Annotated in this window: 14 protein-coding genes; 6 read left to right on the top strand and 8 right to left on the bottom strand. The window is 67.2% G+C overall.

What is annotated here, in order from left to right:
- The 6 genes from yidC to QQK83_RS12865 form a co-directional block, all read left to right on the top strand.
- On the top strand, positions 1-1,805 hold a 1,805-nt coding region (gene yidC / locus QQK83_RS12890), incomplete at its 5' end, for a membrane protein insertase YidC (RefSeq protein ID WP_284264836.1).
- Entirely contained in the window at positions 1,802-2,545 is a 744-nt protein-coding gene (locus QQK83_RS12885; RefSeq protein WP_284264834.1) for an MOSC domain-containing protein, read from the top strand. The genes yidC and QQK83_RS12885, both read left to right, overlap by 4 nt.
- On the top strand, positions 2,542-3,195 hold the full coding sequence (gene yihA, locus QQK83_RS12880; RefSeq protein WP_284264832.1) for a ribosome biogenesis GTP-binding protein YihA/YsxC: 654 nt from the start codon (positions 2,542-2,544) through the stop codon (positions 3,193-3,195). The genes QQK83_RS12885 and yihA overlap by 4 nt, the downstream gene beginning before the upstream one ends.
- A gap of 96 nt (positions 3,196-3,291) precedes the next feature.
- Positions 3,292-4,152, top strand: coding sequence for an acetylglutamate kinase (gene argB / locus QQK83_RS12875; RefSeq protein ID WP_284264830.1), 861 nt, complete (start codon positions 3,292-3,294; stop codon positions 4,150-4,152).
- Between the two features lie 58 nt (positions 4,153-4,210).
- Positions 4,211-4,861, top strand: a complete 651-nt coding sequence (locus QQK83_RS12870; RefSeq protein ID WP_284264828.1) for a ferredoxin — start codon at positions 4,211-4,213, stop codon at positions 4,859-4,861.
- Positions 4,858-5,358, top strand: a complete 501-nt coding sequence (locus tag QQK83_RS12865; protein ID WP_284264826.1) for a SixA phosphatase family protein — start codon at positions 4,858-4,860, stop codon at positions 5,356-5,358. Before QQK83_RS12870 ends, QQK83_RS12865 begins: the two co-directional genes overlap by 4 nt.
- A 96-nt stretch (positions 5,359-5,454) precedes the next feature.
- Here QQK83_RS12865 and QQK83_RS12860 read toward each other — a convergent pair whose 3' ends face one another.
- The 8 genes from QQK83_RS12860 to crcB all read right to left on the bottom strand — a co-directional run bounded on the left by QQK83_RS12860 (position 5,455) and on the right by crcB (position 13,173).
- On the bottom strand, positions 5,455-6,258 hold the full coding sequence (locus tag QQK83_RS12860) for an amino acid ABC transporter ATP-binding protein (protein ID WP_284264824.1): 804 nt from the start codon (positions 6,256-6,258) through the stop codon (positions 5,455-5,457).
- Between the two features lie 11 nt (positions 6,259-6,269).
- Positions 6,270-7,766 (bottom strand): amino acid ABC transporter permease, encoded by a 1,497-nt coding sequence (locus QQK83_RS12855; RefSeq protein WP_284264822.1) that lies wholly within the window; start codon positions 7,764-7,766, stop codon positions 6,270-6,272.
- A gap of 1 nt (position 7,767) precedes the next feature.
- Positions 7,768-8,982 (bottom strand): amino acid ABC transporter permease, encoded by a 1,215-nt coding sequence (locus QQK83_RS12850; RefSeq protein ID WP_284264821.1) that lies wholly within the window; start codon positions 8,980-8,982, stop codon positions 7,768-7,770.
- A 132-nt stretch (positions 8,983-9,114) separates the two neighbouring features.
- On the bottom strand, positions 9,115-10,137 hold the full coding sequence (locus tag QQK83_RS12845; protein ID WP_284264819.1) for an amino acid ABC transporter substrate-binding protein: 1,023 nt from the start codon (positions 10,135-10,137) through the stop codon (positions 9,115-9,117).
- A 234-nt stretch (positions 10,138-10,371) separates the two neighbouring features.
- Complete coding sequence (locus QQK83_RS12840; protein ID WP_284264816.1) at positions 10,372-11,088, bottom strand: ATP12 family chaperone protein; 717 nt, start codon at positions 11,086-11,088, stop codon at positions 10,372-10,374.
- Entirely contained in the window at positions 11,085-11,762 is a 678-nt protein-coding gene (locus tag QQK83_RS12835; RefSeq protein WP_284264814.1) for an HAD-IA family hydrolase, read from the bottom strand. Before QQK83_RS12835 ends, QQK83_RS12840 begins: the two co-directional genes overlap by 4 nt.
- Positions 11,759-12,802 carry an RluA family pseudouridine synthase gene (locus QQK83_RS12830; RefSeq protein ID WP_284264812.1) on the bottom strand — a complete coding sequence of 348 codons (1,044 nt, stop codon included), beginning with the start codon at positions 12,800-12,802 and terminating at the stop codon, positions 11,759-11,761. The genes QQK83_RS12835 and QQK83_RS12830 overlap by 4 nt, the downstream gene beginning before the upstream one ends.
- Entirely contained in the window at positions 12,799-13,173 is a 375-nt protein-coding gene (gene crcB, locus QQK83_RS12825) for a fluoride efflux transporter CrcB (RefSeq protein WP_284264810.1), read from the bottom strand. Before crcB ends, QQK83_RS12830 begins: the two co-directional genes overlap by 4 nt.
- Positions 13,174-13,248: the final 75 nt, after the last annotated feature.

The raw sequence follows: 13,248 nt of genomic DNA, 5'->3' as shown, positions 1-13,248 counted from the left end.
TCCTCGCCACGGCGCTCAGCTTCGTGGTCATCCTCGTGTGGTTCGTCCTCTTCCCGCCACCCGAACCGCAGACCGACCCCAACGCGGTCGCCATCGTCGAGACCGGCGACACCGCCACCGGCACCGACATGGCGCTGCCGCCCCCGGCGGCCGATGCCGACGCGGCCGCAGCCCTCGACCCCGAGGAAGCGACCGCCGTCGCCCTGTCCGAAGCCGCGCGTCTGCCCATCGAAACGCCCGAGCTCGAAGGCTCGATCTCGCTCGTCGGCGGTCGCATCGACGACCTGTCGCTGCGCCAGTACCGCGAGACGCTGGCCGAGGGATCGCCCATCGTGCGCCTGCTCGCGCCGGTCGGCGGCGAAGAGCCCTATTACGCGCTCTACGGCTGGGCCCCCGGCGGCGACCTCGGCTTTGACCAGGTGCCGGGCGCCAACACCCTCTGGTCGGTCGAAAGCGGCGAGACCCTTGCGCCCGACAGCCCCGTCACGCTGGTGTGGGACAATGGCGCGGGCCTCGTCTTCCGCCGGACCATCGCCATCGACGAGAACTTCATGTTCTCGGTCACCCAGTCGGTCGAGAACACCGGCGCGGGCGCCGCGCGCCTTGCCCCTTACGGCATCGTCGCCCGCCACGGCCTGCCCGGCGACCTGCAGAATTTCTTCATCCTGCACGAAGGCGTCGTCCGCAAATCCGACGGCCAGCTGGACGAGATCGCCTATGACGACTTGCCCGACCTCGATGTCGTGCCGCGCGAAGCCGCCGCCGCCGAGATCGTCGAGGTTCAGGCCGACGGCTGGATCGGCTTCACCGACAAATACTGGATGACCACCCTCATCCCCGGCGCCGACCAACCCTTCACCAGCGTCACGAAATACGTCGCTGCCGCCGACATCTACCAGACCGAGGCCCGCATGCCCGTCATGACGGTCGAGGCCGGCCAGCGCGTCGATGTCACCACCCAGCTTTTCGCCGGTGCGAAGGAATGGGAAACCATCCGAAATTACCAGAACGAGGGCGGCATCGCCCGCTTCCTCGACTCGATCGACTGGGGCTGGTTCTACTTCCTGACCAAGCCGATCTTCTGGCTGCTGCACAATCTCAACGTGCTGATCGGCAACATGGGTCTCGCCATCATCGCGCTGACCCTGATCATCAAGGCCGCGCTCTTCCCGCTGGCCTACAAATCCTACGCCTCGATGGCGCGGATGCGCGAATTGCAGCCGCAGATGGAGAAGATCAAGGAGCGCGTCGGCGACGATCGCCAAAAGATGCAGCAAGAGATGATGGAGCTCTACAAGCGGGAAAAGGTGAACCCGGCCTCGGGCTGCCTGCCGATCCTGTTGCAGATCCCGATCTTCTTCTCGCTCTACAAGGTGATCTTCGTCACGCTGGAGCTGCGCCACGCGCCGTTCTTCGGCTGGCTCAACGACCTGTCGATGCCGGACCCCTCGTCGATCTACAACCTGTTCGGCCTGTTGCCCTGGGCCGCCCCCGAGCCGACCAGCCTTCTGGCGCTGATCTTCATCGGTGTGCTGCCGATCCTGCTGGGCATCTCGATGTGGCTGCAGCAAAAGCTGAACCCGCAGCCGACCGACCCGACACAGGCGGCGATCTTCGCCTGGCTGCCCTGGGTGTTCATGTTCATGCTCGGCGGTTTCGCCAGCGGCTTGCTGGTCTACTGGATCGCCAACAACACGATCACCTTCGCGCAGCAATACATCATCATGAAGCGGCACGGCTACACGCCGGACCTGTTCGGCAACATCAAGTCAAGCTTCACGCGGAAGAAGCCCGAGGGCAAATGACCTGGACCCTGGCCCAGATCTGGCGCCACCCGATCAAGGGCATCGGCGCCGAGGCTCTGGGCCATGTCGGGTTGCAGGTCGACCGTCCGCTGCCGCTCGATCGTGCATGGGCCGTGCTCGAGGAAGGGGGCGAAGCAGGCGAGGGATGGCGACCCTGCCGCAACTTCCTGCGCGGGGCCAAGGGTCCCTCGCTCATGGCCGTGCGGGCGCGAATCGCCGAGGACATCATCCACCTGTCGCACCCCGACCGTCCCGATCTAGCGCTCACCCCCGGCGCCGAAGGCGCGGCAAAGGCGCTGTTCGACTGGCTCCGCCCGATCTACCCGGCCGACCGCCGACCGCCCGCCGCGCTGGTCCGCGCGCCCGAGATGGGCATGTCGGACGCCAATTTCGCCTCGGTCTCGGTGCTGAACCTCGCCTCGCTGCGGGCTCTCGGGCAGAAGCTGGGCCGCGATCTCGACCCCCGCCGCTTTCGCGGCAATCTCTGGCTCGACGGGCTCGCGCCCTGGGAAGAAGTCGACCTGGTCGGCAAGCGCCTGCGGATCGGCGCGGCCGAACTGGACGTGATCGAACCCATCACCCGCTGCCGCGCGACCGAGGCCAACCCCGACACCGGCCGCCGCGACGCGGCCACCCTTGCCGCGCTCGAGGAGGCCCTGGGCCATACCGATTTCGGCGTCTACACGATGGTTCGCCGCGCAGGCCGCGTGGCCACAGGCGACGAGGTGACCTGCACATGACCGCCCTGCCCTTCCCCCTCGCCGAGGAGCCCGACGCCCTGACGGTCGAGGCTGCGCGCAAGCTCTTCGCCGGCGGTGCCGAGTTTCTCAAGGGCGTCGTCGCCATGGACGGCCTGCCCCCCGCCGACCGCCCCGAGGTCTGTTTCGCAGGACGTTCCAACGTCGGAAAATCCACGTTGATCAACGCCTTGACAGGCCGCAAGGCACTGGCCCGCGCCTCGAACACGCCGGGCCGGACGCAGGAGATCAACTATTTCACCCTCGGCGAAAGCCGCTACCTCGTCGATCTTCCCGGCTATGGCTATGCCGAGGCGCCGGTCGCGGTGGTGAAGAAATGGCAGGCGCTGCTCAAGGCCTATCTCTCGGGCCGCGCCACGCTGCGCCGGGCCTTCGTGCTGATCGACGCGCGGCACGGCGCCAAGCAGGTGGACGAAGAGATCATGAGCCTGCTCGACACCTCGGCGGTGCCCTTTCAGGTGGTGCTGACCAAGGCCGACAAGGTCAGGGACAAGGACCGCGACGCGGCGCTCGAGCGCACGCGCAAGGTGTTGGCGACCCACCCGGCGGCCTATCCCGAGCTGATCCTCACCTCCTCGGAAAAGGGCGACGGCATCGCCACCCTTCGGGCTGCGATCGCGGGCATCGGCTGAGCCTGCGCCTTCATCTTTCCCCAAATACGCAAGCCCAAGCTTCACAGCCGCGCGCGGCTCGCCTATTGAGGCGCTACGCGCGCCAGAGGCCCCGAGATGAAGAAACGTGACATGACCCGCGACTATATCGCCACCGCCCGCACCCTGAGCGAGGCGCTGCCTTATCTGCAACGGTTCAACGACGCCATCGTGGTCGTCAAGTTCGGCGGGAACGCCATGGGCGACGACGAGGCGATGGACAGTTTCGCCCGCGACATCGTGCTGCTAAGGCAGGTCGGCGTGAACCCGGTCGTGGTCCATGGCGGCGGGCCGATGATCAACGATCTGCTTGATAAGCTTGGGATAAAATCCGAGTTCATCGACGGCAAACGCGTCACCGACGCGGCCACGGTCGAGGTCGTGGAGATGGTTCTGTCGGGGCTTGTGAACAAGCGGATCGTGCAGGCGATCAATGCGCAGGGGGGCAAGGCGGTGGGCTTGTCCGGGAAGGATGCGGAATTGATGGTCTGCGAGGCCGCGGACCCGAAATTCGGCTTCGTGGGCGAGCCCGTGGAAGTGAACACCGAGGTTCTGAAGAACCTCTTCGGGGATGACATGATCCCCGTTATCGCGCCGCTGGGCATGGGCCGGAACGGCGAGACCTTCAACGTCAACGGCGACACCGCCGCCGGTGCCATCGCCGCGGCGCTCAAGGCTGACCGCTTGTTATTGCTCACGAATGTAGCCGGCGTGAAGAACGCGGCAGGCGAGCTGGTGACCGAGCTGAAGGCCGACGAGGTCGAGGAGATGACGCGCGAGGGCATCATCTCGGGCGGCATGATCCCCAAGACCGAGACCGCGGTTCAGGCCGTCCGCAACGGCGTGCGCGCCTGCACCATCGTGGACGGGCGGGTGTCGAACGCGGTGCTGCTGGAACTCTTCACCGAGCATGGGGCCGGCTCGATGATCCGGGCCTGAGGGCGATGCACAGCCCGTGCACAGCGCGTACACACCCCGTGCATACGCGTGCCCGCCGATGACCGGGCTGGCCGAAATCGACGCGCGGCTTGCCGCCCACCAGCTCGAGGTCGCGGGCGGCTTCCACCCCGGCCCCGATGACGGCGCGCCCGAGGGGTGCCGGACGCTCCTGATGCTCGGCCCGCGCGAGCCGGGGTTCTGGGCGCATGTCACCGCCGAACCCGAGTTCACCGACGGCAAACCCGACCCGCTCGACCGCTGGTCGCGGCGGGTGATCGGGCATCTCGCCTGCGCGCTCGGGGCCAAGGCGCTCTTCCCCTTCGGCGGCCCGCCCTGGCGGCCCTTCATCGGCTGGGCGCAGAGGACGGGCCGCGCCCATGTCAGCCCCGTCACGCTGCTGGTGCATGACCGGGCGGGGTTGATGGTGTCCTACCGGGGCGCGCTGGCGCTGCGCGAGCAGCTCGACCTGCCCCCTGCCCCGCCCGCCCCCTGCGACGGCTGCGCGCGGCCCTGCGAGACGGCCTGCCCGGTTGGCGCGCTGGATGGGACAGGCTATGACGTGGCAGCCTGCCATGCCTTTCTCGACACCGAGGAGGGGCGGGACTGCCTGGATCGGGGCTGCCGCGTGCGGCGGGCCTGCCCGGTCAGCGAGACATACGGCCGCCGCCCCGCGCAGTCGGCGTTTCACATGCGGAGCTTTCACCCATGACGCTGACCCTGATCCTGACCCGCCACGCCAAATCGGGCTGGGACGATCCGCTTCTGAGCGATCATGACCGCCCCCTGAACGCGCGCGGGCAAGCCGACGCGCCGAAGATCGGGGCCTGGCTGAAAGCGAAGGGCTATCTGCCGGGACAGGCGCTGGTTTCGTCCGCGCGGCGGACGCAGGAGACCTGGGAGCGGCTTTCGCCCGAGCTGGGCGGCGCGGTGCCGATGACGGCGGTGCCTGCGCTTTACCATGCCGAGGCGGGCGTGATCCTGCGCCAGCTGCGCGGGGCGACCGCCCCGGTCGTGATGGTGATCGGGCACAATCCCGGCATCGGGGAGTTCGCGCACCGGATCGTCGAAGACCCGGCCCCGCATCCGCGCTTCATCGATTACCCGACCTGCGCCACGCTGGTGGCCGAGTTTCCGGGCGAGGATTGGGCGACGGTCGACTGGTGGTCGGGCCGGGTGCTGGAGTTCGTGGTTCCGCGCGAGCTGTGAGCCGGGCGCGGGCAAGACCCTTGCAAGGGTCTTGCACACGGCCTTGCAAGGCCGTGGTGAGGGTCTTGCAAGACCGTTTTGGCCCCTTGGCCCAGGTCAGTGACCGAGGATCTGGCTGAGGAACAGCTTGGTCCGGTCGTTCTGCGGGTTGGTGAAGAAGGGCTCCGGCTCGTTCTGTTCGACGATCTGGCCCTGGTCCATGAAGATCACGCGGTTGGCCACCTGCCGGGCGAAGCCCATCTCGTGCGTGACGCAGAGCATGGTCATGCCTTCCTCGGCGAGCGCGATCATGGTGTCGAGCACCTCCTTGATCATCTCGGGGTCGAGGGCCGATGTCGGCTCGTCGAAGAGCATGATCCGTGGCCGCATGCAGAGCGAACGGGCGATGGCGACGCGCTGTTGCTGGCCGCCCGACAGCTGGCCGGGATACTTGTTGGCCTGTTCCGGGATCTTCACCTTTTCGAGGAAATACATCGCGGTTTCCTCGGCCTCACGCTTGGGAACCTTGCGGACCCAGATCGGCGCCAGTGTGCAGTTCTCGAGGATCGTCAGGTGCGGGAAGAGGTTGAAGTGCTGGAACACCATCCCGACCTCTGAGCGGATGCGGTCGATGTTCTTGAGGTCGCTCGACAGCAGCGTGCCGTCGACGGTGATCTGGCCCTTCTGGTGTTCCTCGAGCGCGTTGATGCAGCGGATCAGGGTGGATTTGCCCGAGCCCGAGGGGCCGCAGATCACGATGCGTTCGCCGCGGTTCACGGTCAAGTTGATGTCGCGCAGAACGTGGAAGGTGCCATACCACTTGTTCATGTTCGTGATCTCGATGGCGATCTCGTCGGAGACCGTCATCTGGGACCGGTCGATCTTGCGCGATTCGACGGGGTTGGTGTGCGCTTCGGCCATGACGGGTCTCCCTAGCGGCGGTCGGTGGCGAGCTTGCGCTCGAGATACATGGAATAGCGGGACATGAAGAAGCAGAAGATGAAGAACATGAGCCCGACGAAGACGTAGAGTTCCCAGTAGATGCCGTTCCATTCCCCGGTGGCGCGGATGGCGTTCACGAGGCCGAGCGGATCGCGCAGGCCGATGAAGACGACGAGCGTGGTGTCCTTGAACAGGCCGATGAAGGTGTTGACGATGCCGGGGATCGAGATCTTGAGCGCCTGCGGCAGCACGATCAGGCGCATCGACTTCCAGTAGTCGAGGCCGAGGCTGTCGGCGGCTTCATACTGGCCCTTGGGCAGGGCGGCGAGGCCGCCGCGCACCACCTCGGCGATATAGGCCGAGGCGAAGAGCGTCACCATGATGATCACCCGCAGAAGCAGGTCGAAATCGGTGCCGGGGGGCAGGAAGTAGTTCAGCAGCAGCGAGGCGGTGAAGAGCCACACGATCAGCGGCACGCCGCGGATCACCTCGATGAAGGAGACGCAGACCCATTTGATCAGCGGCATGGAGGATTGCCGCCCCAGCGCCAGCAGGATGCCCAGCGGCAGCGACAGCACGATGCCCGAGGTGCCGATGATGATCGCCAGCATGAAGCCGCCGAAATCGGCGGAGTCGATCGCCGGAAGGCCGAGCGGCAGGGCGCTGTCGAGCATCGCCTTGACATGCGGCAGGAGCGGGAAGAGCCCCAGGTCGGTGAAGGCGAGCGGGTTGAGGAAGATCATCAGCGCGACGAGAATCCCCGCCAGCATGCCGAGAAGCGCGTTGGTTTCCCCCGCCACGACCCGGAGGACACCGAGCGACAGGAGGATGCCGAGCGCCACCAGCATCGGCCCCCAGATCGTGCCGCCCCAGAGCAGGAAGACGGCGACGAACGGGTAGGCCAGCGAGAAGACCAGCATCTTGCGCGGCAGGCTGGAGTAGAGCACCGGCGCGACGGCGACGACCAGCAGGGCCAGCGCCAGGAGCGGGCGCCAGTAGCCGAAGAAGAACACGACCAGGTTGCCGAGGTCGGCGCGCATCTGGGCGACGAACTCGATCCGGGCGGTGGCGTTGGAGCCTGCGCCGAAGACCGCCTCCATGCCGCCGGCGGCGGCCAGCTCGTCGGCGTAGAAGAGCCGGGCGAGCAGCGGGCTGTCGATGGGGTAGAAGCCGAACAGGAGCTGCAGCCAGCGTTCGTTGATGACGGCCCAGCAGGCCGCCGTCTCGAGGCCGCGCTCGTCGCGGATGGCGCGGCATTCGGTGAGCGAGCCCGCGTCCCAGATGCCGCCGAGCATCCAGGGCAGGATGGCGGCGAGGATGGTGTAGATGAAATAGATCGACAGCAGCGTCAGGGCCGCGTTGGGGATGGAGGAGAACAGGTTCTCGCGCATCCAGCGCAGGGGGCCGGTTTCGCCGGGCGGCGGGGCCGCCTGGGGAAGCATGGTGTCGCGGACATAGGCGACGCTGTGGGCGTGGGCTTCGCTCATCTCACCGCTCCTTCAGCTTCACGCTGGAATTGTAGACGTTCATCAGCGCCGAGATGACGAGGCTGGTCACGAGGTAGAACAGGCCGAGCAGGAGCATCCCCTCGAGCTCGCGGCCGGTCTGGTTGATGGTGATGCCCCCTAGCGTCGAGCGCACGTCCATGTAGCCCACCGCGATGGCGAGCGAGGAGTTCTTGGTCAGGTTGAGATACTGCGAGATCAGCGGCGGCACGATCACGCGCAGCGCCTGGGGCAGGATGATCAGCTGCATGGTGCGGTTGGGCTGGATGCCCAGCGCGAAGGCGGCCTCGGTCTGGCCCTTGGACACGGCGAGGATGCCCGCGCGGACGATCTCGGCGATGAAGGCCGAGGTGTAGAGCGAGAGCGCCAGCCAGAGCGCGATGAAGGAGTTGCGGACCTGGATGCCGCCGTCGAAGTTGAAGCCGCCCAGCTCGGGATACTCGAGCGTGATGGGCCGGCCCATGACGAAATGGGCGAGGATGGCGGGCACGAAGAACAGGCCCAGCGAGATCCACAGCACCGGAAGCTGCTGGCCGGTCTTTTCCTGCAGACGCCTGGCGTAGCGGCGCAGTGCGAAGATGCCGAGAAGCGACAGGAGGAACACAGCCACGACGACGCCGGACCCGGCGCCCCAGAGCGGTTCGGGAATGTAGACGCCGCGGTTGGTGATGGCGACGCTGTCCCACAGATACATCGAGGCGGACCCGCCTTCGCGGAAATCGCGCGGCTGGGGCGTCGCCTCGGTCATGACGGCGTAGACGATGTAGATCCAGATCAGCAGCGGCGTGTTCCGCATCGCCTCGACGTAGACGGTCATGATGCGGGCGACGAGCCAGTTCTTCGACAGCCGCAGCACGCCCGCGAAGACACCGATCACGGTGGCGAGGATACAGCCGAGAAACGCCACGAGGAGCGTGTTGAGCATCCCCACGAGGGCCGCGCGGGCATGGGTGTCCTGAGAGGAGAAGGGGATGATCTGCTGGTTGATGTCATACCCGGCGGTGGTCCAGAGGAAGCCGAAGCCGATATCCTTGCCCAGCGCGGCAAGGTTGGTGACGGTGTTGTCGACCAGTTCCACCAGCAGGAGCATGATCAGGATGGCGGCGACGACCTGGATGGTCAGCGAACGATAGCGGGCATCGTAGAGCAGCTGGCTCAGGCGAAAGCTCTCGCGCGGTGGTTCGGTGATATCGGCCATGCGCAATCCTGACATAATGGAAGTTACTGCCGACCGGACGAACCGGACGGGAGGTGATGGGCACGTCTTGACGATGAAGCTGGAGCGAAGGCGGGGACCGGGCGCATGGCCCGGCCCCCCTTGTTCAGCGGATCAGCGGAACGGCGGTGCGTAGAGCAGGCCGCCGTCGGTCCACTGTGCGTTGAGACCGCGTGCGAGGCCGACCGGCGTGTTCTCGCCGATGTTCTGCTCGAAGATCTCGCCGTAGTTGCCGACGGCTGCGATCACGTTGACGAGCCAGTCGTTCGACAGGCTGATCATCGCGCCCAGTTCACCCTCGGTGCCGAGCATCCGGTTGATTTCCGGGTTGGCGGTGGGGGCAGAGGCCAGTTCCATCACGTTGGCCGAGGTGACGCCGTATTCCTCGGCGGCGATCAGGCCGTGCAGGGTCCAGTAGACGATGTCGCCCCACAGGTTGTCGCCGTGACGCACGACCGGGCCGAGCGGCTCTTTCGAGACGATTTCGGGCAGGATCACGTGATCGGCCTGATTCTCGAAGGTGGCGCGGGTCGCGGCCAGGCCCGACACGTCGGTGGTGTAGACGTCGCAGGCACCGGCGAGATACTGCTGCTGGCCTTCGGCGTTGGTGGCGACCGGAACCGGCTCGTAGCTCATGTTGTTCACGCGGAAGAAGTCCGCGAGGTTGAGCTCGGTGGAGGTGCCGGTCTGGATGCAGACGGTCGCGCCGTCGAGCTCGGTGGCGGAGGCGACGCCGAGGTCGCTGTTCACCATGAAGCCCTGGCCGTCGTAGTAGTTGACGCCCTTGAAGTCGAGACCGAGGTCGGTGTCGCGCGAGAAGGTCCAGGTGGAGTTGCGCACGAGCACGTCGACTTCGCCTGCGGCCAGCGCGGTGAAGCGGGTCTGGCTGGTCAGCGGCACGAACTCGACGGCCTGGGGGTCACCCAGAACGGCCGTTGCGATGGCGCGGCAGAGCGAGACGTCGAAGCCGGACCACACGCCGTTGGCGTCGGGCGCGGCGAAGCCTGCAAGACCTTCGTTCGAACCGCAGCGCAGCACGCCGGCGTCCTGGACCTGCTCGAGCGTCGACTGTGCCGACGCGATGCTGGCGGCAAGGCCGGCAACGGCAAGCGTGCCGAGGAATGCTGTTTTCTTCATGTTAACCTCTTCCTGATGGACCGCCCTTTGGGCTGTATCTTGTTGCCCTAGGGCTTTGTCATTTGGCCGTGAGATGCGAGTGCCCCTCTCACCGCTGCCAAAATGGGCAGTTAACCGGCATCAGGTCAAGTCCGCCCGGACCGCTTACCCAGGGGAAATGACTCCGATTTCGGCAGAAACCACGAAACTTGCCGGTTTTCAGGGCAGGCTGACATCGCGGGCGACGCCGCGGGCTCAACCGGCAGCCGCTAGACGCCAGAAGGCTTTCGCGCGGTGGAAATCCTTGCGTTTGAGGGCGGTGACCGCCTCGGCCTCGTCGTCGGGGCCCCATTGTTCGATCTGCCAGTCCTCATCGATTCGGGACATGGACCATGCCGTTTCCGGGTCGAGATGGTCATGTGCCACCGCAAGCCCGATCACCAGCGACCCCGAGAGCGCCACGAGGTCGTGAAAGGCCGTGAGGTGGAAGGGGTCGAAGCCGTCGACATGGGCGCGCAGCGCGGCAAGGCTGGCGGGGGGCTGTTCCACGGGCAGGATGCCCGCGGTTGCAAAGAGGCGCGCGCCGAAACGGTCGGCCGCCCAGTCGAGCAACGGGTCCCAGGCGGCCGCCTGTCGCTCGGCCAGCGCCTGCGGCGCGTCGGCCCGATGGCAGGTGAGGTCGGTTTCCGCGTAGGCGGCGAGCATCGCGGCCACCTCGGGGCGTTGGGGGGTGACGCGCTCGATCGCGGAATTGGCGGCGCGGGTGACCGGCATGGTCAGCGGCTGGATCTCGCCCTCCTGCGCGGCCCATTCGGCGGCGACGGCCTCGGCCATGGGGCGGGTGGGCAGCGTGAGGGGCAGCTTGCCCGGCGTCATCACGCGGCGCGCATCGAGGTGGACGGCAAAGCCGCCCTCGGCCTCGGCGACCGAGACCTCTGTCCAGAACCGTTTCGCTTTCCAGCCTGCGCTCATGGGTGGGGACATATCCTTTGGAGGGTGGTGGGCAAGGCGTCGAAGCCCTGCAGGATCGCGGCCGCGCCGGATGCGGTCAGGGCCTCGGGCGGGTGGTAGCCCCATGCGACGCCCAGTGACGCAATGCCCGCGGCGCGGGCCATGTCGATGTCGAAGGTCGTGTCGCCGACAATGACGGCGCGGTCAGGGGCGATGCCGGTCTCGGACAGGCAGGCCTCGATCATCGAGGGGTGGGGTTTGGAGGGGTGATCGTCGGCGGTCTGGACCGAGAGGAAATGACCGTGGAGGTCATGGAGGTCGAGGATGTGGAGCAAGCCGCGGCGGGATTTGCCGGTGGCGATGGCGAGGATCGTGTGATCCTCGGCCTTGAGCGAGTCGAGGGCTGCGCGCGCGCCGGGGAAGAGCGGGGAGAGGGCCGCGCCGTTCGCGTGGCGGAGGGCGGCGAAGCTGTCCTTGTAGGCCGTGACGAGGGCGTCGATCCGGTCGGAATGTTCGGGGGCGAGGCGCGCCATGGCCACGGGGAGCGACAGGCCGACGATGGAGAGCGTGTGCGCGCGGTCGGGCGGTGTCAGGCCGTTGGCCGCGAAGGCAGCATTCATCGCGGCCACGATATGCGCCTGGCTGTCGACGAGGGTGCCGTCGACATCGAAGATGACGAGACGCAGCTCGGTCATTCTTCGTCCGCGAAAGGGTCGGCGGGCACGTCGGCGGCGCGCCATTCCATCGCGTCCCATGTCTTTTGCATGTGCTGCGGCAGCGGCGCGGTGATGGTCAGGCGCGCGCCGGTGACGGGGTGGGTGAGGCTGATGGAGCGCGCGTGCAGGTGCAGCTTGCGGCTGATCTCTCCGCCCAGCTGCGCGCCCCAGCCGTCGCCGAGGTTCTCCTGGCCAGAGCCGCCGTATTTGCCGTCGCCCACGATGGGATGGCCGATGGCGGCCATATGCGCGCGCAGCTGGTGGGTGCGGCCGGTGACGGGGACGAGGGCCACCCATGCGGCGCGGGTGCCAAGCGCGGAGAGTGTGGCGTAATCGGTGGTGGCGGGCTTGGCGCCCTCGGTCTTCGAGACGGCGTCGGGGTGGATGGTGTGCATCTTCTCGCCCTCGCCCGATTTGCCATGACCGGGGGCCTTGACGAGGCCGAAACGGATGGTGCCCATCCGGGGGCTGGGGACGCCCGCGGTGGCGGCCCAGTAGATCTTGCGCGCATCCCGCGCGCGGAAGGCGCGGGTCAGCGCCTCGGCCGATTTGCGGGAGCGGGCGAGCAGGAGGACGCCGGAGGTGTCCTTGTCGAGGCGGTGCACGAGGCGGGGTTTCTCGTCCGACCCGAATTTCAGCGCCTCGGCCAGCCCGTCGACATGGCGCGCCTGCCCGGTGCCCCCTTGCGTCGGCAGACCGGGGGGCTTGTTCAGCGCGATGATATGGTCGTCACGGTAGAGCACGGCCTCGCGCATCATCTGCGCGTCGGCGTCGGAGATACGCGGTTTTTGCGGGGCCTCGGGCGCGTCGGCCTCGGGCAGCGGCGGGATGCGGACGGATTGGCCGTCTTCCAGGCGGGTGGCGGGTTTCACGCGGCCGCCCTCGACCCGGATCTCGCCCTTGCGGCACATCTTCTCGATGCGGCCTTGCGGGATGTGGGGGAAGTGGCGGCGGAACCAGCGGTCAAGGCGCTGGCCGCCTTCGCCGTCCGCAACGGTGAGGGTCTGGACGCCGGTCATGCGAAGCTCCGCGCTAGGGCCATGCCGGCGAAGAGCGCGGCGATGGAGAGGGTGAGGTTGGCGAGGATGTAGAGGGCCGCAAGGCCAAGCGCGCCACGTTCGTAAAGGGTGACCGCCTCGAGCGAGAAGGCCGAGAAGGTGGTGAAACCGCCGAGGATGCCGGTGGCGACAAGCGGCGACAGGTGGGTCAGGCCGCGTTGGGCCGCAGTCACGATGAAGAGGCCCATGAGGAAGGAGCCCGCGACGTTCACCGTGAGCACGCCGAGGGGAAAAGGCGTGTGGCCGAACAGCCGGATCAGGCCGATCCCGGTGAGGTATCGGAGCACGGCGCCAAGGGCGCCGCCGAGGGCGACTTGCAGGACGGCTGTCATGGGGCGGTGCATGGGTCGGGCGGGTTCCCATGTCAATGGGAACAGGGACGGGGGGCGAAAAACTGGAGTTTTTCG

Origin of the sequence: Roseicyclus amphidinii (assembly GCF_030163755.1) — a bacterium.
Lineage (GTDB): Bacteria > Pseudomonadota > Alphaproteobacteria > Rhodobacterales > Rhodobacteraceae > Roseicyclus > Roseicyclus amphidinii.
This window is presented reverse-complemented; position numbering and strand designations above follow the sequence as displayed.

Bases quoted from the DNA above. Each gene is read 5' to 3' on its own strand.
- QQK83_RS12885 (WP_284264834.1), top strand. From the start codon at position 1,802: ATGACCTGGACCCTGGCCCAGATCTGGCGCCACCCGATCAAGGGCATC.
- yihA (WP_284264832.1), top strand. From the start codon at position 2,542: ATGACCGCCCTGCCCTTCCCCCTCGCCGAGGAGCCCGACGCCCTGACG.
- argB (WP_284264830.1), top strand. From the start codon at position 3,292: ATGAAGAAACGTGACATGACCCGCGACTATATCGCCACCGCCCGCACC.
- QQK83_RS12870 (WP_284264828.1), top strand. From the start codon at position 4,211: ATGACCGGGCTGGCCGAAATCGACGCGCGGCTTGCCGCCCACCAGCTC.
- QQK83_RS12865 (WP_284264826.1), top strand. From the start codon at position 4,858: ATGACGCTGACCCTGATCCTGACCCGCCACGCCAAATCGGGCTGGGAC.
- QQK83_RS12860 (WP_284264824.1), bottom strand. From the start codon at position 6,258: ATGGCCGAAGCGCACACCAACCCCGTCGAATCGCGCAAGATCGACCGG.
- QQK83_RS12855 (WP_284264822.1), bottom strand. From the start codon at position 7,766: ATGAGCGAAGCCCACGCCCACAGCGTCGCCTATGTCCGCGACACCATG.
- QQK83_RS12850 (WP_284264821.1), bottom strand. From the start codon at position 8,982: ATGGCCGATATCACCGAACCACCGCGCGAGAGCTTTCGCCTGAGCCAG.
- QQK83_RS12845 (WP_284264819.1), bottom strand. From the start codon at position 10,137: ATGAAGAAAACAGCATTCCTCGGCACGCTTGCCGTTGCCGGCCTTGCC.
- QQK83_RS12840 (WP_284264816.1), bottom strand. From the start codon at position 11,088: ATGAGCGCAGGCTGGAAAGCGAAACGGTTCTGGACAGAGGTCTCGGTC.
- QQK83_RS12835 (WP_284264814.1), bottom strand. From the start codon at position 11,762: ATGACCGAGCTGCGTCTCGTCATCTTCGATGTCGACGGCACCCTCGTC.
- QQK83_RS12830 (WP_284264812.1), bottom strand. From the start codon at position 12,802: ATGACCGGCGTCCAGACCCTCACCGTTGCGGACGGCGAAGGCGGCCAG.
- crcB (WP_284264810.1), bottom strand. From the start codon at position 13,173: ATGACAGCCGTCCTGCAAGTCGCCCTCGGCGGCGCCCTTGGCGCCGTG.